An 18,941-nucleotide genomic window follows, 5' to 3' on the forward strand; every position below is an offset into this window, starting at 1 on the left:
TACATTTGGAGCTTTTCTTTTATAATAGAATCTGAGCTTATTTACTCAAATACATTTTTCTTCTTGAGTACAATTCGTAGAACTGATCGTCTTTTAAGTCATCAATAAACAAGATGCTTTCTCCTGTCGATTTCATTTCCGGTCCTAACGCTTTGTTCACGTTCGGGAATTTGCTGAAAGAGAAAACAGGCTGTTTGATTGCATATCCTTTCAATTGCGGATTAAAATCAAAGTCAGTTACTTTATTATGACCCAGCATTACTTTTGTAGCGTAGTTTACATAAGGCTCTCCGTAAGCTTTTGCAATAAACGGAACCGTTCTTGACGCTCTTGGGTTTGCCTCGATAATATAAACCGTATCGTCTTTAATCGCAAACTGAATGTTGATTAAACCAACTGTTTTTAAAGCTCTTGCAATTTTATGCGTGTGATCTTTAATTTGCTGCATTACAAATTCTCCTAAGTTAAAAGGAGGCAATGTCGCATTACTATCTCCCGAGTGAACTCCGCAAGGCTCGATGTGCTCCATAATTCCGATGATGTAAACATTTCCGTCTGCATCACAAATGGCATCTGCTTCGGCTTCAATTGCTCCGGCTAAGTAGTGATCCAGAAGTAATTTGTTTCCTGGAATTGTTTTCAACAAATCTATTACATGCTCTTCAAGTTCTTTTTTATTGATCACAATTTTCATTCCCTGACCTCCTAATACATAAGAAGGACGAATTAATAATGGGAAATCAAGAGTATCAGCTAAATTCGAAGCTTCGTCTGCAGTCTCAGCGATTCCGAATCTTGGGAAAGGGATATTCAATTCAGTCAATAAATCTGAGAATCTTCCCCTGTCTTCTGCCAAATCCAATGCATCAAAACTAGTTCCAATGATTTTTACTCCGTATTTAGACAATTTATCTGCTAATTTTAATGCAGTCTGACCTCCTAACTGAACAATTACACCTTCTGGTTTTTCATGTTGGATGATATCATAAATATGCTCCCAGAAAACCGGCTCAAAGTATAATTTATCAGCTGTATCAAAGTCAGTCGAAACCGTTTCAGGATTACAGTTAATCATGATTGTTTCGTAACCGCATTCCTTAGCCGCTAAAACTCCGTGTACACAAGAATAATCAAACTCAATTCCCTGCCCGATTCTGTTTGGTCCTGAGCCCAGAACTATAATTTTCTTTTTGTCTGTAACAACGCTTTCATTATCTACAAAACGTTCGCCGTTTGCTTTTTCGATTTCTGCCTCAAAAGTCGAGTAATAATAAGGAGTCTGCGCTTTAAATTCTGCCGCACAAGTATCAACCAATTTAAATACGCGGTTGATTTTTTGCTCCATACGCAACGTATGCACTTCGCTTTCCAGACAATTCATCATGTGTGCCAATTGTCTGTCTGCAAAACCTTTCTGTTTCGCTTCAAGCAATAATTGCTTAGGAAGATTAGAGATTTTATAATTAGAAATCTCTTTCTCTAAAACATAAAGTTCCTCATATTGTTTCAGGAACCACATATCAATTCTGGTAATTTCGTGAATTGTGCTCAACGGAATTCCCATTGCAATGGCATCGTAGATTACAAAAACACGATCCCAGCTTGCATAAGTCAGCTTCTCTATAATTTGTTCGTAATCTTTATATCCTTTTCCGTCTGCTCCTAACCCATTTCTTTTAATTTCCAAAGACTGGGTTGCTTTGTGAAGCGCCTCCTGAAAAGAACGTCCGATTCCCATAACTTCACCAACAGATTTCATTTGAAGTCCTAAAGTTCGGTCTGAACCTTCAAATTTATCAAAGTTCCAACGTGGTATTTTTACGATTACATAATCTAAAGTTGGTTCAAAAAGAGCCGAAGTCGATTTTGTAATTTGATTTTGTAATTCATCTAAGTTATATCCTAAAGCTAATTTTGAAGCGATTTTTGCGATTGGATAACCTGTAGCTTTTGATGCCAATGCAGAAGAACGAGACACACGAGGATTAATCTCGATGGCAACTATATCTTCTTTTTCGTCTGGCGAAACGGCAAATTGCACGTTACAGCCTCCCGCAAAGTTTCCGATACTTCTCATCATCAAAATGGCGTAGTCACGCAATTTTTGGAAAGTAGTATCCGATAAAGTCATTGCAGGTGCCACAGTAATCGAATCTCCGGTATGGATTCCCATTGGGTCCATATTTTCGATCGAACAAATGATTACTACGTTATCATTTTTATCTCTTAAAAGTTCAAGTTCGTATTCTTTCCATCCCATTAAAGCTTTGTCAATCAAAACTTCGTGAATAGGAGATGCTTCCAAACCACGTGTTAAAAGCTCATCAAAATCTTCTTTTTTATAAACCACTGCTGCTCCGGTTCCTCCAAGTGTAAACGAAGGACGAATTACAAGTGGAAAACCAAATTCCTGTGCAATTTCTTTTCCTTCTAAGTAAGAAGTAGCGGTTTTTGCAGGTGCAGTTGGTACATTAATTCTTTCTAAAAGCTGTTTAAACTGCTCTCTGTCTTCTGTAATATTAATTGCATTAACATCAACACCAATTAATCGTACTCCAAAATCTTCCCAAATTCCTTTTTCTTCAGCTTCCAGACACAAGTTTAAAGCAGTTTGTCCACCCATTGTTGGTAAAACAGCATCAATTTGTGGATGTTCCTTCAGAATTTCAATAATCGATTTTGTAGTTAAAGGTTTCAAATAAATATGATCGGCCATAGATGGGTCGGTCATAATTGTCGCTGGATTTGAATTTATCAAGATAACTTCAATTCCTTCTTCGCGAATCGAACGTGCAGATTGAGATCCTGCATAATCAAATTCGCACGCTTGGCCAATAACGATAGGTCCTGAACCTATAATTAAAACGGATTTTATTGATGTGTCTTTAGGCATGTTGTATGTATTGTGTAGTTATATAAAGTCTTCTAAAAAACATTCGTAGTCTATTCTAAACTAGAATGTTGTGGAATTTTTTACCGACAAGGTATAAAAAAAGGCGATACTAAAAAAGTAATCGCCTTATGTATGTTTATACAAACATTATTTTTTGTGTCTAGGTTCGCTAGAAACAGTTAATTTATGTCTTCCTTTTGCTCTTCTACGCGCTAGAACTTTTCTTCCATTCGCAGAAGCCATTCTGTCCATAAATCCGTGCTTATTTCTTCTTTTTCTTTTCGATGGTTGAAATGTTCTTTTGCTCATTGCTTTGTATCTTTAAAATGGGTATCTAATATCTTTTTTCTAGTTTTGAATATCCTTGCTCAAAAACCGAGTGCAAATATACAAAGACTTTTTTTTCTGGCAAGTAGTTTTATAAAAATATTTTTAATTCCTTTTACTATCTTTGCAATCACAAATTTACATTAATTATGTTTCACAAAAATATTAAACTTATTTTGGCCGGACTACTTGTTGTTGCTGGCATTTGGCAATTTACAGAAAGCAATATCGGGAATGGTGTATTTCTTATATTATTGACTGCAATTCCGATTTTTCTTTATTTTAAAAACGAATTTATCCTTTTAGCCTTCCTTAAATTAAGAAAACAAGATTTTGAAGGTGCAAAAAAATGGTTATCATACATTAAAAACCCGGAGGGGGCATTAGTAAGAAAACAACAGGGATACCTAAATTATTTACAAGGAATCATGTTATCTCAAACCAATATCAACCAGGCAGAGAAACATTTCAAAAAAGCGATCGAACTTGGACTATCAATGGATATGGATTTAGCTGTAGCGAAATTAAACCTTGCCGGAGTTGCCATGTCACGCAGAAGAAAACTGGAAGCGACTAATTTACTTAACGAAGCTAAAAAATTAGACAAACAAGGAATGCTGAAAGAGCAAATTACAATGATGAAAGAACAAATGAAGAAGATCTAATTTCATTTTGTTAAACAATATTTAAATCCCAAATTCTACAGAGTTTGGGATTTTTTTATTTTAAAGAATCAATAATTGGTGGAGGCGGAACCATAAGTATTTATCTATTTCATACAAATCAAACTTCTTATTTGTTTTAATAAACTCATGACTGGACTTTAAATGTTGCAATGATTTACCAAAAAGCCACAATATACCGGGCCCTCTTCCATGAATTCTAAGAGAGTTTACCTGATTTTCATTCTTTAATACAAAAGCACTTACATCACCATCCTCACCTCTAATATTTCCAAAAGAATCCATTTTCGGAAAAGTTATCGTATCTAAAATAGCGTCAATTTTTTCCTTTTCCTCTTTACTCAAAATGGTAAAAGAAGTTTCTTCCTTATCATATCCATAGACATCAGTGAAATACAAAGTATCGGATGAATTAAAGTTTAAAAAATAAGATTCATGGATATTACCTTTATAAAAAGTAAAATCATACTCTTTCTTTGGCGATTTACATCCTATCAAAATTAAAATTAAAACTATTATACAGATTCTCATGTTTGGTTTTGACTTTGGTTTATTCTCATTTTATGTCCTCCTGAGCGAAGTCGAAGGATTTCATGCTTAATACATTTATTCAGGCTCTCCTTGCGTGTCCTTCGACTTCGCTCAGGAGGACAAACTGTAAATTCGTCTTTGACAAGTTGAACTTGAAACTTCAAACCTGAAACTTCAAACCTGAAACAAAAAACCTAAAACTTCAAACCTGAAACCTGAAACAATAAACTACTCCAATATTATCGAAGGCAAATTCTCATTCAGCCATTTGTATTTATTCAAAATCATAACATGCGTCCCTCCTTTTACCAAAATACATTTATCAATATATTTGATTGGAAAAACTTCGTCCTTATCTCCATGAATGTGAACTACATTTTCATCAATCTCATTTCTATCCCATAAAATAACCGATTCTACAGCCCATTGCAAATAATAAAGATCCCGGACAGATAGAAACTTCTCGTACAATTTTATTCTTTTATTGATCTTTTCTCCAAACGAAAACTTTGCGAGTTTCTCGACATTCAAAATCAATTGCATCGGAATTAGTTTATAAGCCTTTGTTCTCTTTCCAATTTTCATCCTTCTGGGAAATTCAAGATTGCTTCTTACACTTGAAATAATAATTACTTTTCTCGTCTTAATATGTTTCGACATTTCCTGGACTAGTATTCCGCCAAATGACACACCGACTAAAACAGGATTTTCATGCTTAATATTTTGACTAATACGTAAGGCATAATCTGACAATGTTTCTTTAGGCTTTGGAATCTCCCATTCTAAAAGACACATTTCAAAAATTGTTTCATCCAAATTAATTCTTTCAAAAATAGATGAACTGGCTGCCAGACCTGGCATAAAATAAACTGGAATTTTACTCATAGCACCAACAGAGATTATGATAATATTTCTTAAATTAAAATTACTTTTTTAAATCTAATCACAATCAAATTTCGATCCTAAATATGTAATCGATTTCAAAAAAATCAAAACTGTAACATCGCTTCTTTAAAAAATAATTTAATATTGAAAATCAAATGATTACCTTTGTATCTGAAACAATTCCTGATCAAAAACGTTATAAAGAATTTTCTTTCAGGATAATTTCACGTTCCCAAATTTGCTATTAGACATAACCCCAAATTAATTTATTATGGAAACTACCGTAACTATGGAAATTAAAGACAACACTTTTGCTCGTCAATTTGAAACTGTCGTACCCGAAGGAATGCTGGCTGTAGAATATTCTTTTCAGGAAAAGAAGATTTTCTTAACCAAGATCAACACACCGGAAGGCTATGACAATCAATCTGTAATTGACCATTTACTTAAAAACATTATGGAGATTGTGGTTGAAAAGAAATTTAGAATAATGCCTATTTCTCCAAAAATTGCATCGTTTATCAAAAGAAATCCTAAATACAAGGAATTACTTCCTCCAGGAATAAGAATTTAAAAACAGCAAAAAAGACAAAAAGCACAAGTTAATCCTTGTGCTTTTTCATTTATTACATACAATCATTTATTTAATATAACCGATTACATCCAGCCATAAGCCACCTAAAACCAAATAAATAAGTAACATTGCGAGTCCGGTTATCAGCCCTTTTACCCACCAGCTTTTTAAATCTACATAACCGCTTCCAAAGTATACCGGAGCAGGCCCATGTCCGTAATGGGTTATAGTTCCATAAAGAGACCCAACAAATCCCAGCATAAAAGCAAGAAACAATCCGGGAATACCCAATGAGATTCCGACAGCCAGTAATGCAGCGTACATAGCCGCGACGTGGGCTGTTGCACTGGCAAAGAGATAGTGACTAAAGAAGTATACCGCAATAATGATTAAAAATGCAACCTGCCAGCTCATGCCGATCATGCCGCCCTTTACAATTTCGCTAAACCAGGAAATAAATCCCAGTTTATCCAAGGAACTTGCCATCATTACCAATACTGCAAACCATACAATAGTATCCCAGGCTCCTTTTTCGCCTTTTACGTCTTCCCAGGTCAAAACAGAAGTCAGCAATAATACCACCAATCCGATAAATGCGGTTGTTGTAGCATCAATAGAAAACAAATCTCCTGTCATCCATAACAATAATAAGATTACGAAAGTCAATAACATTAACCATTCATTTTTGGTAACCGCACCCATTTCTTTTAATTTTTGAGCTGCAATTTTTGGTGCATCACCGGTATGTTTTAATTCCGGAGGATAGATTTTATATAATAAGAATGGAATGATAAAAAATGAAGCCAAACCCGGAACTATTGCTGCAAGCGCCCAGGATGTCCAAGTTATGTGAATACCTAAATTTTCGGCAAATTTCTGGCACATTGGATTACTTGCTGTCCCTGTTAAAAACATAGACGAGGCAATTAAATTGACATTATAACTGCTTAAAGTAAGAAATGCTCCAAGTTTACGGCGTGTTTCCGGTTTGTCTGGATCCGAGCCAAAATTCATCGCCATAGATTTCATTATAGGATAAATAATTCCGCCTCCTCTGGCAGTGTTGCTGGGCACAACCGGAGCCAGAACCAGATCTGCCAATCCTAACCCATAAGCCAGTCCAAGAGAACTTTTGCCGAATATTTTAATAAATAAAAATGCTATTCGATTACCTAATCCTGTCTTGATAAAGCCACGAGCAATAAAAAAAGAGATTCCGATAAGCCATATTACTTTATTTCCAAAACCTCCCAAAGCCAGAGTTATAGAATCACCCGCACTCTCAGGTGCTAAAACCTGGGTAAAAGCAGTAATGGCAACTGCAATCATACACATCGTTCCCATCGGTCCGGCTTTCAAAATTATACCGATAATCGTAGAAATGAAAATTGCAAACAAATGCCACGCCTCCGGTGAAAGTCCTTTTGGTGTTGGCACAAACCAAATTCCTAAACCTATCAGTAAAGTGATAAGTGAATTTTTTAAATTAATTTCTTTCATAATAAATATTTTTTACATTTAGAAAACAGCTGAATTAGAAAAACCTTCCCTGAAATTGTACGATAAAAAGATTATTATCATACGAAGTAGTATTCGCCACATTTTTTTTGAAATTATCAAACTGCATCCCCATTTCGATTCTTCCTGTATATCCTTTTCCAAATTCTAATCCGGCCATAGGCGTATAAGTCTGCTTAGCATTTGAATTAATTTTAAAACTTCTGTCAAAATACTCGTAACGGCAGGAAAACTCAATAGCGGTTAATTTTTGATATTTAATTTCATATCTTAAATTGGGCAGAAAGTACGCTCCGCGCATTACATATTCATTCAGATTGGCTGTACGGGAATCTGCAGCAAGCGAATAATATAAGTAGTGATTAATTCCTTGTTTTGCTTCAATCTGGGTTTGAAGAATCAGTTTGTCTGTCAGTTTAAAATCTGCCGTAAGATCCAGTCCGACTGCAAATACTTTCTGATTGAAGACTTCTCCAATTCCGCCATTTACGCCAAAATTTATATTGTGTTTTTTATCGAATTCAAAGGCAAGTCGGGAAGAATATTGCTTACCGTTGTCTTTATCTGAAATCTGATCTTTTCCGTTTCCGTTAATTGCAGAAATCGTATAGCTAACAGGAATTTTGTTCAGATTAAAAGTACCAAACATCGAAGCTCCAATTTGGAAACTGGTCCAGCCATTATTTCCAAATTCGCTATATTGATTGGAATAATCAAAAGATTTCAGAATGTCTGCCGGATTTGCTTCCTCAATACCGAAAGCCGGCCTAAACTGACCAATCAGGAAACCGACATTCTTATTGAATGTATATCGGGCAAAGGCATTTTCTAATACTTTCCCTTTTGGATCTGACTTAAAATCTGCAAAGTTAGCAAGCACCACTACATCAAATTTCTCACCCAATTTCGCGGTAACTCCCACTCGCATCCTCTTAATGTCAAATGTGTTTTCTACTGCTTTACCGTCTGCATGATGAAGTCCTGTTACAGCATCAATGCCATCACTAAATCCACTTAAATAGCGGCCCTGAAAAAGCCCCTGAAATTTAAATTGCGGATATTTTATTTCCTTTTCTGCATTTGCTTCATTATTTTGTCCGTTGGAAAAAACGGGAAATAATAAAAGCAGCAAAAAAAATCTAAAACTTAAAAAACCATCTATCCTCGTCATAATATTATAAATTAATTTTACTAGTTATGAATTATTTGTATTCTAATTCTTACAGTAAAATTAATTGCAAAGTCGAGGTCAAAGCATGACTTAAATCATACTTCTAATTTTTACACACTTATAGCAATTTTAACTTTCAGACATAAAAAAAAGCATAAGAATTAACTTATGCTTTTATAAAAAATTGTATATCTGTTTAATTTTTACTTTTCTATCTCTCTCATAGAATCCATTTTTTTATGCGCAAGGAATCCCGCAACATCTTCAAAATGCTCTTTAACACGTTTGTTCCCAAATTCAAAAACTTTAGTTGCTAATCCGTCAAGGAAATCACGGTCGTGAGAAACTAAGATTAAAGTCCCGTCAAAATCACGAAGTGCATCTTTAATAATATCTTTGGTTTTCATATCCAGGTGATTCGATGGCTCATCCAGAATCAACAAGTTTACGGGCTCTAATAATAATTTAATCATAGCCAGACGTGTTTTTTCTCCACCAGAAAGTACTTTTACCTTTTTGGTAATATCATCACCATGAAACATAAATGCTCCCAGAATATTTTTAATCTGAGTTCGGATGTCTCCTACGGCAATCCCGTCTATAGTTTCGAAAATGGTAGCATTTTCATCTAATAAAGCAGCCTGATTTTGAGCAAAATATCCAATTTGCGAATTATGTCCAATTTCCACACTTCCCGAATCGACTCCGATTTCTTTCATGATAGCTTTAATCATGGTCGATTTTCCTTCACCATTTTTTCCAACAAACGCTACTTTTTGTCCACGTTCGATTACAATATTAGCATCTTTAAAAACAACATGATCGCCATATGATTTTGACATTTCCTTTACGATTACAGGATATTGTCCGGAACGTGCCGCTGGTGGAAATTTTAATCGTAAAGCTGAAGTATCAACTTCGTCTACCTGAACGATTTCTAATTTTTCCAACATTTTAACACGAGACTGCACAGCATCTGTTTTAGAGAAAGTCCCTTTAAAACGATCAATAAAAGCTCTGTTATCGGCAATCATTTTTTGTTGTTCATCGTATGCTTTTTGCTGATGAATACGACGGTCTTTTCTTAATTCTAAGTAATGAGAATATTTAGCTTTATAATCATAAATTCTACCCATCGTAACTTCAATTGTACGATTGGTAATATTATCTACGAAAGCCCTGTCGTGTGAAATTACCACAACTGCTTTGGCCTGATTTAAAAGAAAATCCTCTAACCACTGAATACTTTCAATATCCATGTGGTTGGTTGGCTCATCCAGAAGAATTAAATCTGGCTTTCTTAATAAAATTTTAGCCAATTCAATTCGCATTCTCCATCCTCCTGAAAATTCAGAAGTCTGACGGGAAAAATCTTCTCTTTCAAAACCCAGACCCACTAAAATTTTCTCTACTTCAGCTTCGTAATTTACTTCTTCGATGGCATAGAATTTCTCACTTAAGTCAGAAACTCTTTCAATCAATTTCATGTATGCATCACTTTCGTAATCAGTACGAACAGTCAACTGTTCATTGATTTCGTCAATTTCAGCTTTCATACTAAAAATTTCACCAAACGCTTTTGATGCTTCTTCCATAACAGTTGCTCCGTCTTCTGTAAGCAAATGCTGTGGCAGATAAGCAATAACAGCTTCTTTGGGAGCAGAAATACTTCCTGTTGAAGGTTTGTTTGCTCCGGCAATAATTTTTAAAAGTGTCGATTTTCCTGCACCATTTTTACCCATAAGGGCAATTTTATCATTTTCATTTATAGCAAAAGAAACATCGCTGAAAAGTGTAGTTCCGCCAAACTGAACCGAAATATCGTTAACTGTAATCATTTAGATTTTTAGATTTTTAGACTGCTTAGATTTATAATCGTAACGCAAGTATTTTTGAAGCTGCAAATATAGATTAATTAGAGAATTAGGCAATTAGAAAATGTGTCAATTTGATAATTAGATAATTTGTAAATCTGATGATTGCAAAACTTTCAAATATAAAAAAAACAAAACCCGACAGGTTCTAAAAATCTGTCGGGTTTGCTAAATCATTATTTAATTATCAAATTGACTAATTATATAAATTTAATCCTTTCTCCACTTTTTGGTTTTTTCAAAAATATGTTCTAAGATGGCCTGTTCTGTCTGATCAAAATCTATATTTCGTCTTGAAAGAACCAAACGAGCTGTTTCAAATGCTTTTTTGGTTACATAAGTTGTGAAACCTGCAGCGCCTCCCCAGGAAAAACTTGGGACAAAATTACGTGGAAAACCAGATCCGAAAATATTGGCACTTACACCAACTACAGTTCCGGTATTAAACATGGTGTTGATACCGCATTTACTGTGATCTCCCATCATTAATCCGCAAAACTGGAGCCCGGTTTTAGCAAATCCTTCTGTCTCATAACTCCAAAGCTTAACTTCTTCGTAATTATTTTTCAGGTTCGAATTATTGGAGTCTGCACCAATGTTACACCATTCGCCTAAAACAGAATCTCCCAAAAATCCTTCGTGTCCTTTATTTGAATTAGCAAAAAGTACCGAGTTTTTTACTTCTCCGCCAATTCTTGATCCGGGACCAACAGTTGTTGCACCGTATACTTTAGCCGACATTTTAACCATTGCGTTCTCACACAACGCAAAAGGTCCGCGAATAACAGTTCCTTCCATTATTTCCGAATTCTTACCTATATATATAGGTCCGTTTGAAGCATTTAAGGTTACAAATTCCAATTTTGCTCCTTCTTCAATAAAAATATTTTCGGGAGCTATTACATTTACGCTTTTAGGAATAGGCTGTGATGTACGGTCTTCTGTCAAATACTTAAAATCCTGACGAATTGCAGCGTCATTTTTAGAAAAAATATCCCAGGTATGTTCTATAGTAATACAGTCCTCGTTATAATGAATAATTTCATAAGAATCAAAATCGACTTCTTCCTGATTTTCACTGGCAAAAAAAGCAATTACATCTTCACCTTTAAAAATAGCCTGATTTTCAGTTAAATTAGAAACCATCTCTGCAAGTGTATCATTTGGTAAATACGCGGCATTGATCATTACATTTTCTTCTAATTCTACCATCGGATATTTTTCCGATAAATATTCTTCTGTAATTGTAGTTATAGTTGAACCTAAACGCGCTTCCCATTTCTGGCGAATGGTCATAATTCCAATTAAAATATCAGCAACAGGTCTGGTAAAAGTAAAAGGCAATAAAGCATTCCGGACGGGACCGTCGAAAAGAATGTAGTTCATAAATAATTGAGTGTTTATTAAAAATTAGTTTGGTTACCTAGGGTCAAAGTTACAAATATTTTAATTGTAGTATTTGTCGTGTATTATCCTATTCTGAAAAATAGCTGTATTTTTAATGATAAAATAACTTACACACATTTTAACCGCAAGGTTCGCATAGTATAAAACGCAAAGTTCGCAAGGCTTGTAAAAAACTTTGCGAACTTTGCGTAAATCGTAGTGCCCTTTGCGTTTAAATAAAAAAGCCTTCCAAATCTGGAAGGCTTTCTGTATAATTTAAAACAGCTATTATTTTTTAGCGTGTTTAGCATATTTAGTTTTGAATTTATCAATACGTCCTGCAGTATCGATAAGTTTAGATTTACCAGTATAAAAAGGGTGAGATGTTCTGGAAATCTCCATTTTTACAACTGGATACTCAACTCCGTCAACTTCAATTGTTTCTCTTGTATCTGCAGTAGATTTAGTGATAAAAACCTCATCATTTGACATGTCTTTAAATGCAACTAATCTGTAATTTTCTGGGTGGATTCCTTTTTTCATCTTGTTTTTTATTTATTGTTTGGAGCATTTTTATTTTGAAGCTTTTTCATGGATGGAAAAAGGTGTAAACAAATGATACTCTTTTTGTTTAAAAATTTAATTATTTTTGAGTGTGCAAATTTACAATTCTTTTTTAATAAACAAATAGTTAGCTCACTTTTTTTTAGTTTATTTCGAAAAGCTTTTTTTATCTCCGATTATAGTGGGAATTACTATATTTGTGGATTAATTTTAAAACATATAGAAATATGATTAATGAAGTTATAAAAAAGAATGGTATTACTTACGGCGTGATGATCGGAATTGCATCGGCTTTGTTTACCGCGACAATATATGCTGTTGATTTAAACCTTTTTACCGCCTGGTGGATGGGTATCATAGGAATTGTAATTAGTCTTACGATCAGCATTATTTTACTTTCAAAAACAAAGAAAGACCTTAAAGGTGTTTTTAGTTTTAAAGAAGCTTTTACTACGTATTTTATAGCAGCTGTTATTGGAATTTTAATTTCTACAACTTTTAATATTATCCTTTTCAATGTTATAGATCCGGGAGCAAAAGATACTTTAAGCGAAATTATGATCAAATATACTGTAGGGATGATGCAGAAATTTGGCGCACCGGCTTCTTCTATTAATGACGCTGTTGCCAAAATGAAACTTAGCAATCCATACTCTACTCTTGAATTATTAAAAGGATCTGTTTTTGCTATCGTTATCAGTGCCATTTTCGGCTTAATTTTCGCAGCATTTTTCAAAAGCAAAACTACACAAGAATAAAAACATAAATGAATTTATCTATACTTATACCGCTTCTAAACGAGGAGGAATCACTTCAGGAACTATATACATGGATCATTAAAGTGATGCAGTCTAACAATTACTCTTATGAAATCATTTTTGTAGATGATGGTAGTACAGATAATTCCTGGCAGATTATTGAAGGTTTTTCTAATGAAAATCCGAATGTAAAAGGAATTCGTTTCATGAAAAATTTCGGAAAATCTCAGGCTTTACATGCAGGTTTTTCAAAAGCCAAAGGTGACGTTATCATCACAATGGATGCCGATTTACAGGATAGTCCGGACGAAATTCCTGAATTGTATGAAATGATCACAGCTCAGAAATACGATCTGGTTTCGGGCTGGAAGAAAAAACGTTATGATTCTGTTGTTGCCAAAAATCTTCCTTCCAAATTATTTAACTGGGCTGCAAGAAAAACTTCCGGAGTGGAACTAAATGATTTCAACTGTGGATTGAAGGCATACAAAAATGTTGTAGTAAAAAACATTGAGGTTTCGGGAGAAATGCACCGATACATTCCGGTTTTGGCTAAAAACGCCGGTTTCGGTAAAATTGGTGAAAAAGTAGTCATTCACCAGGCAAGAAAATATGGGGAAACAAAATTCGGAATGGAACGTTTTATAAACGGTTTTCTGGATTTAATTACCATCTGGTTTTTATCAAGATTCGGAAAAAGACCCATGCACTTATTTGGTTTTATGGGTTCAATTATGTTTATTATCGGATTCCTTTCTACAGGATACATCGGTATTTCAAAACTGTACCATTTGTATAACGGAATGAAATACAGCCTGATAACAAACAATCCGTGGTTCTATATTGCTTTAACTACAATGATTTTGGGAACCCAGCTTTTTCTGGCGGGATTTTTAGGCGAAATTATTTTAAGAACTAAAAATAATGAGGAACGTTATAAAGTAGCAAGGGAAGTAAATTTTTGATACCAATCAGGAAAAAAAAATCTTTTTGAGTCAAAAAAAATTTCACAGAAAAACTATCTTTATATTAAAACATAAAAAGAAATTACATGAATATTGCTCCTAATATATTAGATGCAGTCAACGAATGGCTGACACCAACATTTGACCAGGAAACACAAGCCGCAGTTAAAGATTTAATGACAACATCTCCAAAAGAACTTGAAGAAAGTTTCTACAAAAACCTGGAGTTTGGTACCGGAGGTATGCGCGGCGTAATGGGTGTTGGAAATAACAGAATCAACAAATATACACTTGGAAAAAACACACAGGGATTGTCTGATTACCTGCACGAAGTTTTTCCTAATGAACCTTTAAAAGTGGTTATTGCTTATGATTGCCGTCATAACAGTAATACTTTAGCAAAAGTTGTAGCTGATGTTTTCTCAGCAAACGGAATTCAGGTTTATTTGTTTTCTGACTTAAGACCAACTCCGGAATTATCTTTTGCCCTTAAATATTTAAAATGCCAATGCGGAATTGTTTTAACAGCTTCTCACAATCCGCCGGAATATAACGGCTACAAAGTCTATTGGCAGGATGGTGGACAAATTGTTCCTCCGCAGGACAAAGCTATTGTCAACGTTATTGAAAGTTTGAGTTATGACAAAATCAAATTCAACGCAAACGAAGGTTTGATTCAATATATAGATACTGAAATTGACAAGGCATTTATAAAATCATCTATCGAAAACGCAAGTTTCAATACTCCGGCTGAGGCTAAAGACAATCTTCAAATTGTTTTTACATCATTACACGGAACTTCTATAAAATCTATTCCTGACGTTTTATCACAAGCTGGTTATAAAAATGTCCACATTGTGCCTGAACAAGCCGTTCCGGACGGAAATTTTCCAACTGTAAAATCTCCAAACCCTGAAGAACCTGAAGCTCTGACCATGGCTTTGGCTTTAGCAGACAAAACAAATTCAGATATTGTTGTAGGAACAGATCCTGATTGTGACCGCTTAGGTGTAGCCGTTCGTAATAACGATGGCAAAATGATTCTGTTAAACGGAAATCAAACCATGGTTTTAATGACTTCTTTCTTATTGAAACAATGGAAAAAAGCAGGTAAAATTAACGGAAAACAATTTGTGGGTTCAACCATTGTTTCTACTCCAATGATGATGGAACTGGCAACAAGCTATGGTGTTGAATGTAAAGTGGGATTAACAGGATTTAAGTGGATCGCTAAAATGATTGTTGATTTTCCTGAACTTGAATTTATCGGCGGTGGCGAAGAAAGCTTTGGTTTTATGGTTGGCGATGCTGTTAGAGATAAAGATGCAGTTGCCGCCACATTATTAATTTGTGAAGTGGCCGCGCAGGCAAAAGCTGCCGGAAGTTCTGTTTACAACGAACTTTTACAACTTTATGTTGAAAATGGTTTCTACAAGGAATTCTTAGTTTCTTTAACCAAAAAAGGAATTGAAGGTTTAGAAGAAATCAACCAGATGATGATTAATTTACGCGAAAATCCTTTGGAAGAAATCAATGGAGAACGAGTAATTATGGTTGAAGATTACCAGTCGTCTACTGCATTAAATCTATTGACAAAAGAAGAATCTGTAATGGATATGCCAAAATCTAACGTTTTGATCTATTACACTGCAGACGGATCTAAAATCTGTGCAAGACCAAGCGGAACAGAACCTAAAATTAAATTCTACATTAGCGTTAATGCTGAATTAGAATCTGTAGCTGACTTTGACGAAGCAGAAAAATTCTTAGATCAGAAAATACAGAATATTATTGTTGATATGAGGCTGAAATAAACCTGTATTTCAACAACTTAAACTCTATATTAAAAACTCTGTTTTGCATTCTCGAAATGCAGAACAGAGTTTTTTTTATAAAAAAAAGCAAAAAGAAATTGAAAACACTTCAATTGGATTAATTTTGTGCATTAAAAAATTACGAAACAATCACTCGGGAGAGTTGCTGAAGCAAAAGAAACAATATCAAAAAATAAATGAGTAATTTCAAAAAAATAGTCCCTTTTATATATCCGTATAAAAAATACGCCTTATTAAACATTTTTTTCAATGTGCTGTACGCCCTTTTTAGCACGCTTTCCTTCGTTGCTTTAATACCGATGCTTCAGGTACTCTTTGACAAAACAAAACAAAATACCGTAAAACCTGTCTTTAATGGAATTATGGAAATAAAGGAATATGGAGAAGACTACTTAAGCTACTATATCACTACAACCAAAGGTACCCATGAATCTGGTTATGTATTGGGGATTATGGTTGCTATTATTATTTCGATATTCTTATTAAAAAACTTAGCCGATTATCTGGCCATGTTTTTTATTAATTTCCTGAGAAACGGAATTTTAAGAGACATGCGTAATGCATTGTATAAAAAGACATTAGAACTCCCGTTATCTTTTTATTCTGAAAAAAGAAAAGGTGACGTAATCTCCAGAATTTCTGCCGATGTAAATGAGGTTCAGACTTCTTTTCTAGCTATTTTGGAATTAATTGTAAAAGAACCTTTAACGATTATTTTCACGATTGTCGCAATGCTTCTTATCAGTGTTAAACTAACCTTGTTTGTTTTTATTTTTATTCCGGTTTCAGGTTACATCATATCGTTAATCGGAAAACAACTGAAAAAGCAATCATCAAAAGCGCAGCAGGAACAAGGTTTATTTCTATCAACCATTGAAGAAACTATTGGCGGACTTAAAGTAGTAAAAGGATATAATTCTGAGCATTATTTCAATAATGTATTTCAAAATTCGACAGAACGTTTTTTTAAACTATCAAACAGTATCGGAAACAGACAAAACCTTGCTTCTCCAACAAGTGAATTTATGGGGATTACCGTAATTGCCATTTTACTATGGTACGGAGGACAGATGGTTTTAATTGACAAAACTCTGGAAGGTGCCGCTTTTATCGCTTATATGGGATTAGCATATAATATTTTAACACCTGCAAAAGCCATTTCTAAAGCTTCCTACGGTGTAAAAAGAGGAAATGCTGCCGCAGAACGTGTTCTTGAAATTCTGGAACAGGAAAATCCAATTACTTCTAAAGAAAATGCAATTGAAAAAACTTCTTTCGATAGCACAATAGACATTCAGAATATCAACTTTAAATACGAAGAAGAAACCGTTTTAAAAGATTTTTCGCTTCAAATTAAAAAAGGACAAACTGTCGCCCTTGTTGGACAATCAGGAAGTGGAAAAAGCACTATCGCCAATTTACTGACCCGTTTTTACGATGTAAATGACGGTACGATTTCTATTGACGGCATCAATATTAAAGACCTGAATCTGCAGTCACTTCGCGGTTTGATGGGACTTGTAACGCAGGATAGTATTTTATTTAATGACACTATAAAAGCAAATATTGCATTAGGAAAACTAGATGCTACAGATGATGAAATTATAGACGCATTAAAAATTGCAAATGCTTATGAATTTGTAAAAGAATTACCTGCCGGAATTTACACGAATATTGGAGACAGCGGAAATAAACTTTCAGGCGGACAAAAACAACGTTTATCGATTGCGCGTGCCGTATTAAAAAACCCGCCGATTATGATTTTGGACGAAGCAACTTCTGCCCTCGATACTGAAAGCGAGAAATTTGTTCAGGTTGCGCTTGAAAACATGATGCAGAACAGAACCTCGATTGTAATTGCACACCGACTTTCGACCATTCAAAAAGCAGATATAATTGTGGTTATGCAAAAAGGAAAAATCGTAGAGCAGGGAACTCACGAGCAATTAATCGCCCACAACGGAACTTACAACAAACTCGTTACGATGCAGTCTTTTGAATCGTAAAATGTCCTGAAATAAATTAGTTTACACAGATTAAGGAAATATTAAAACTCAGTTTAATTTCTTTAATCTGTGTTTATTTTTATAACTTTAGGGTAGCTTAAGAATAATCATTTAATTTGTAAAGAATGTATCTTAACAACCCACACATTACTCTTCCGGAAGATCCCGACACTATTGTCTGGAAGTATTTAGACTTATCAAAATTTCTTGATTTATTGCTTTCGAAAAAATTATTCATGTCCCGTTCGGACAAGTTTGAAGATCAGTACGAAGGCACTTTCAGCGAACCTACTTATGAGGAAATTAAAAAGCTTGCAATTGACAATCCGGACTTTCTAAAATATTACAAAACCCATCGCGAAAAAGTAGCAATAAGCAGCTGGCACATTAACGAATACGAATCGTTTGCGATGTGGCAGATTTTTACCCAAAACAGCGAAGGTCTCGCAATTCAGTCCACCATTGGAAGATTACAAAAGGCTTTAAAACCAGAAAACAATTTTGATCAGTATATCGGAGAAGTCAATTACATTGATTACAGAAAAGAATACATTCCGTTTGATGATTTATTTTTTCCTTTTTTATTCAAACGAAAAAGCTTTCAGTACGAGCGTGAAGTCCGTATTTTAACCGATACTTCCAAAAGTGATATCAAACTAAACGATGGTCTTAAAATCAATGTTGACATCAATCAGTTAATAGAAAAAATTTACATTCATCCAAAATCTGAAAACTGGTATAAAAAACTCGTAATCGAATTGGTGGAACGTTTGGATTTTGGTTTCGAAATCGAAAAATCAGATTTAGAAAGTGATATTTTGATTTAAGTTTCTAAGACGCTAAGTTGCTAAGATGCTGAGTCTTTTTCTTGCTACAGATCAAAATGATGAGAAATTTTTTTTCTTTTTAAATAAAAAAACGTTTAGAAATTTAAAATTTCTAAACGTTTTTCGCTTTCACTCAATAGAAAG

General features: G+C 34.3%; 16 protein-coding genes. 7 read left to right on the top strand and 9 right to left on the bottom strand.

Translation table 11 applies throughout. The features are described from left to right. Positions 1 to 37: 37 nt before the first annotated feature. Together carB and rpmH are read right to left on the bottom strand one after the other, a co-directional pair. Positions 38 to 2,893 carry a carbamoyl-phosphate synthase large subunit gene (gene carB, locus ABEB31_RS16250; RefSeq protein WP_347052705.1) on the bottom strand — a complete coding sequence of 952 codons (2,856 nt, stop codon included), beginning with the start codon at positions 2,891 to 2,893 and terminating at the stop codon, positions 38 to 40. 147 nt (positions 2,894 to 3,040) lie between these two features. Next, on the bottom strand, positions 3,041 to 3,202 hold the full coding sequence (gene rpmH, locus ABEB31_RS16255) for a 50S ribosomal protein L34 (RefSeq protein ID WP_008464848.1): 162 nt from the start codon (positions 3,200 to 3,202) through the stop codon (positions 3,041 to 3,043). A 167-nt stretch (positions 3,203 to 3,369) separates the two neighbouring features. Between rpmH and ABEB31_RS16260 the strand changes: the two genes are divergently transcribed. Further along, positions 3,370 to 3,885: a DUF2892 domain-containing protein gene (locus ABEB31_RS16260; protein WP_347052706.1), complete on the top strand. Its 516-nt coding sequence runs from the start codon at positions 3,370 to 3,372 to the stop codon at positions 3,883 to 3,885. A gap of 60 nt (positions 3,886 to 3,945) precedes the next feature. Here ABEB31_RS16260 and ABEB31_RS16265 read toward each other — a convergent pair whose 3' ends face one another. Both ABEB31_RS16265 and ABEB31_RS16270 read right to left on the bottom strand, forming a co-directional pair. Further along, on the bottom strand, positions 3,946 to 4,434 hold the full coding sequence (locus ABEB31_RS16265) for a hypothetical protein (protein ID WP_347052707.1): 489 nt from the start codon (positions 4,432 to 4,434) through the stop codon (positions 3,946 to 3,948). A gap of 228 nt (positions 4,435 to 4,662) precedes the next feature. Beyond that, positions 4,663 to 5,319 carry an alpha/beta hydrolase family protein gene (locus tag ABEB31_RS16270; protein ID WP_347052708.1) on the bottom strand — a complete coding sequence of 219 codons (657 nt, stop codon included), beginning with the start codon at positions 5,317 to 5,319 and terminating at the stop codon, positions 4,663 to 4,665. A 271-nt stretch (positions 5,320 to 5,590) separates the two neighbouring features. On the opposite strand from ABEB31_RS16270, the gene ABEB31_RS16275 reads away from it, so the two are divergent. Further along, positions 5,591 to 5,893 (top strand): GNAT family N-acetyltransferase, encoded by a 303-nt coding sequence (locus tag ABEB31_RS16275; RefSeq protein WP_347052709.1) that lies wholly within the window; start codon positions 5,591 to 5,593, stop codon positions 5,891 to 5,893. Positions 5,894 to 5,959: 66 nt separating this feature from the next. On the opposite strand, the gene ABEB31_RS16280 is transcribed toward ABEB31_RS16275, so the two are convergent. From ABEB31_RS16280 to ABEB31_RS16300, 5 genes are all read right to left on the bottom strand, one after another. After that, a complete protein-coding gene (locus ABEB31_RS16280; RefSeq protein ID WP_347052710.1) occupies positions 5,960 to 7,393 on the bottom strand; it encodes a DASS family sodium-coupled anion symporter in 1,434 nt (477 codons plus the stop codon). Positions 7,394 to 7,427: 34 nt separating this feature from the next. Beyond that, positions 7,428 to 8,582 (bottom strand): porin, encoded by a 1,155-nt coding sequence (locus ABEB31_RS16285; protein WP_347052711.1) that lies wholly within the window; start codon positions 8,580 to 8,582, stop codon positions 7,428 to 7,430. Between the two features lie 203 nt (positions 8,583 to 8,785). Further along, positions 8,786 to 10,420, bottom strand: coding sequence for an ABC-F family ATP-binding cassette domain-containing protein (locus ABEB31_RS16290; protein ID WP_347052712.1), 1,635 nt, complete (start codon positions 10,418 to 10,420; stop codon positions 8,786 to 8,788). A 246-nt stretch (positions 10,421 to 10,666) separates the two neighbouring features. Next, positions 10,667 to 11,842, bottom strand: coding sequence for a GlmU family protein (locus ABEB31_RS16295; RefSeq protein WP_347052713.1), 1,176 nt, complete (start codon positions 11,840 to 11,842; stop codon positions 10,667 to 10,669). A 288-nt stretch (positions 11,843 to 12,130) separates the two neighbouring features. Next, positions 12,131 to 12,385 (bottom strand): type B 50S ribosomal protein L31, encoded by a 255-nt coding sequence (locus ABEB31_RS16300; RefSeq protein ID WP_111363726.1) that lies wholly within the window; start codon positions 12,383 to 12,385, stop codon positions 12,131 to 12,133. 248 nt (positions 12,386 to 12,633) lie between these two features. Here ABEB31_RS16300 and ABEB31_RS16305 point away from each other — a divergent pair, with 248 nt between their 5' ends. From ABEB31_RS16305 to ABEB31_RS16325, 5 genes are all read left to right on the top strand, one after another. After that, positions 12,634 to 13,164 (top strand): DUF4199 domain-containing protein, encoded by a 531-nt coding sequence (locus tag ABEB31_RS16305; RefSeq protein ID WP_347052714.1) that lies wholly within the window; start codon positions 12,634 to 12,636, stop codon positions 13,162 to 13,164. Between the two features lie 8 nt (positions 13,165 to 13,172). Next, positions 13,173 to 14,129 (top strand): glycosyltransferase family 2 protein, encoded by a 957-nt coding sequence (locus tag ABEB31_RS16310; protein WP_347052715.1) that lies wholly within the window; start codon positions 13,173 to 13,175, stop codon positions 14,127 to 14,129. 86 nt (positions 14,130 to 14,215) lie between these two features. Beyond that, positions 14,216 to 15,943: a phospho-sugar mutase gene (locus ABEB31_RS16315; protein WP_347052716.1), complete on the top strand. Its 1,728-nt coding sequence runs from the start codon at positions 14,216 to 14,218 to the stop codon at positions 15,941 to 15,943. A gap of 197 nt (positions 15,944 to 16,140) precedes the next feature. Then, a complete protein-coding gene (locus ABEB31_RS16320; protein ID WP_347052717.1) occupies positions 16,141 to 17,970 on the top strand; it encodes an ABC transporter ATP-binding protein in 1,830 nt (609 codons plus the stop codon). Between the two features lie 125 nt (positions 17,971 to 18,095). Next, on the top strand, positions 18,096 to 18,797 hold the full coding sequence (locus ABEB31_RS16325) for a DUF2971 domain-containing protein (RefSeq protein ID WP_347052718.1): 702 nt from the start codon (positions 18,096 to 18,098) through the stop codon (positions 18,795 to 18,797). Positions 18,798 to 18,941: the final 144 nt, after the last annotated feature.

Origin of the sequence: Flavobacterium olei (assembly GCF_039749035.1) — a bacterium.
Classification (GTDB): Bacteria; Bacteroidota; Bacteroidia; order Flavobacteriales; family Flavobacteriaceae; genus Flavobacterium; species Flavobacterium olei.

Excerpts from the sequence above, each read along its gene's own strand:
- carB (WP_347052705.1), bottom strand. The coding sequence starts at position 2,893 with ATGCCTAAAGACACATCAATAAAATCCGTTTTAATTATAGGTTCAGGA.
- rpmH (WP_008464848.1), bottom strand. The coding sequence starts at position 3,202 with ATGAGCAAAAGAACATTTCAACCATCGAAAAGAAAAAGAAGAAATAAG.
- ABEB31_RS16260 (WP_347052706.1), top strand. The coding sequence starts at position 3,370 with ATGTTTCACAAAAATATTAAACTTATTTTGGCCGGACTACTTGTTGTT.
- ABEB31_RS16265 (WP_347052707.1), bottom strand. The coding sequence starts at position 4,434 with ATGAGAATCTGTATAATAGTTTTAATTTTAATTTTGATAGGATGTAAA.
- ABEB31_RS16270 (WP_347052708.1), bottom strand. The coding sequence starts at position 5,319 with ATGAGTAAAATTCCAGTTTATTTTATGCCAGGTCTGGCAGCCAGTTCA.
- ABEB31_RS16275 (WP_347052709.1), top strand. The coding sequence starts at position 5,591 with ATGGAAACTACCGTAACTATGGAAATTAAAGACAACACTTTTGCTCGT.
- ABEB31_RS16280 (WP_347052710.1), bottom strand. The coding sequence starts at position 7,393 with ATGAAAGAAATTAATTTAAAAAATTCACTTATCACTTTACTGATAGGT.
- ABEB31_RS16285 (WP_347052711.1), bottom strand. The coding sequence starts at position 8,582 with ATGACGAGGATAGATGGTTTTTTAAGTTTTAGATTTTTTTTGCTGCTT.
- ABEB31_RS16290 (WP_347052712.1), bottom strand. The coding sequence starts at position 10,420 with ATGATTACAGTTAACGATATTTCGGTTCAGTTTGGCGGAACTACACTT.
- ABEB31_RS16295 (WP_347052713.1), bottom strand. The coding sequence starts at position 11,842 with ATGAACTACATTCTTTTCGACGGTCCCGTCCGGAATGCTTTATTGCCT.
- ABEB31_RS16300 (WP_111363726.1), bottom strand. The coding sequence starts at position 12,385 with ATGAAAAAAGGAATCCACCCAGAAAATTACAGATTAGTTGCATTTAAA.
- ABEB31_RS16305 (WP_347052714.1), top strand. The coding sequence starts at position 12,634 with ATGATTAATGAAGTTATAAAAAAGAATGGTATTACTTACGGCGTGATG.
- ABEB31_RS16310 (WP_347052715.1), top strand. The coding sequence starts at position 13,173 with ATGAATTTATCTATACTTATACCGCTTCTAAACGAGGAGGAATCACTT.
- ABEB31_RS16315 (WP_347052716.1), top strand. The coding sequence starts at position 14,216 with ATGAATATTGCTCCTAATATATTAGATGCAGTCAACGAATGGCTGACA.
- ABEB31_RS16320 (WP_347052717.1), top strand. The coding sequence starts at position 16,141 with ATGAGTAATTTCAAAAAAATAGTCCCTTTTATATATCCGTATAAAAAA.
- ABEB31_RS16325 (WP_347052718.1), top strand. The coding sequence starts at position 18,096 with ATGTATCTTAACAACCCACACATTACTCTTCCGGAAGATCCCGACACT.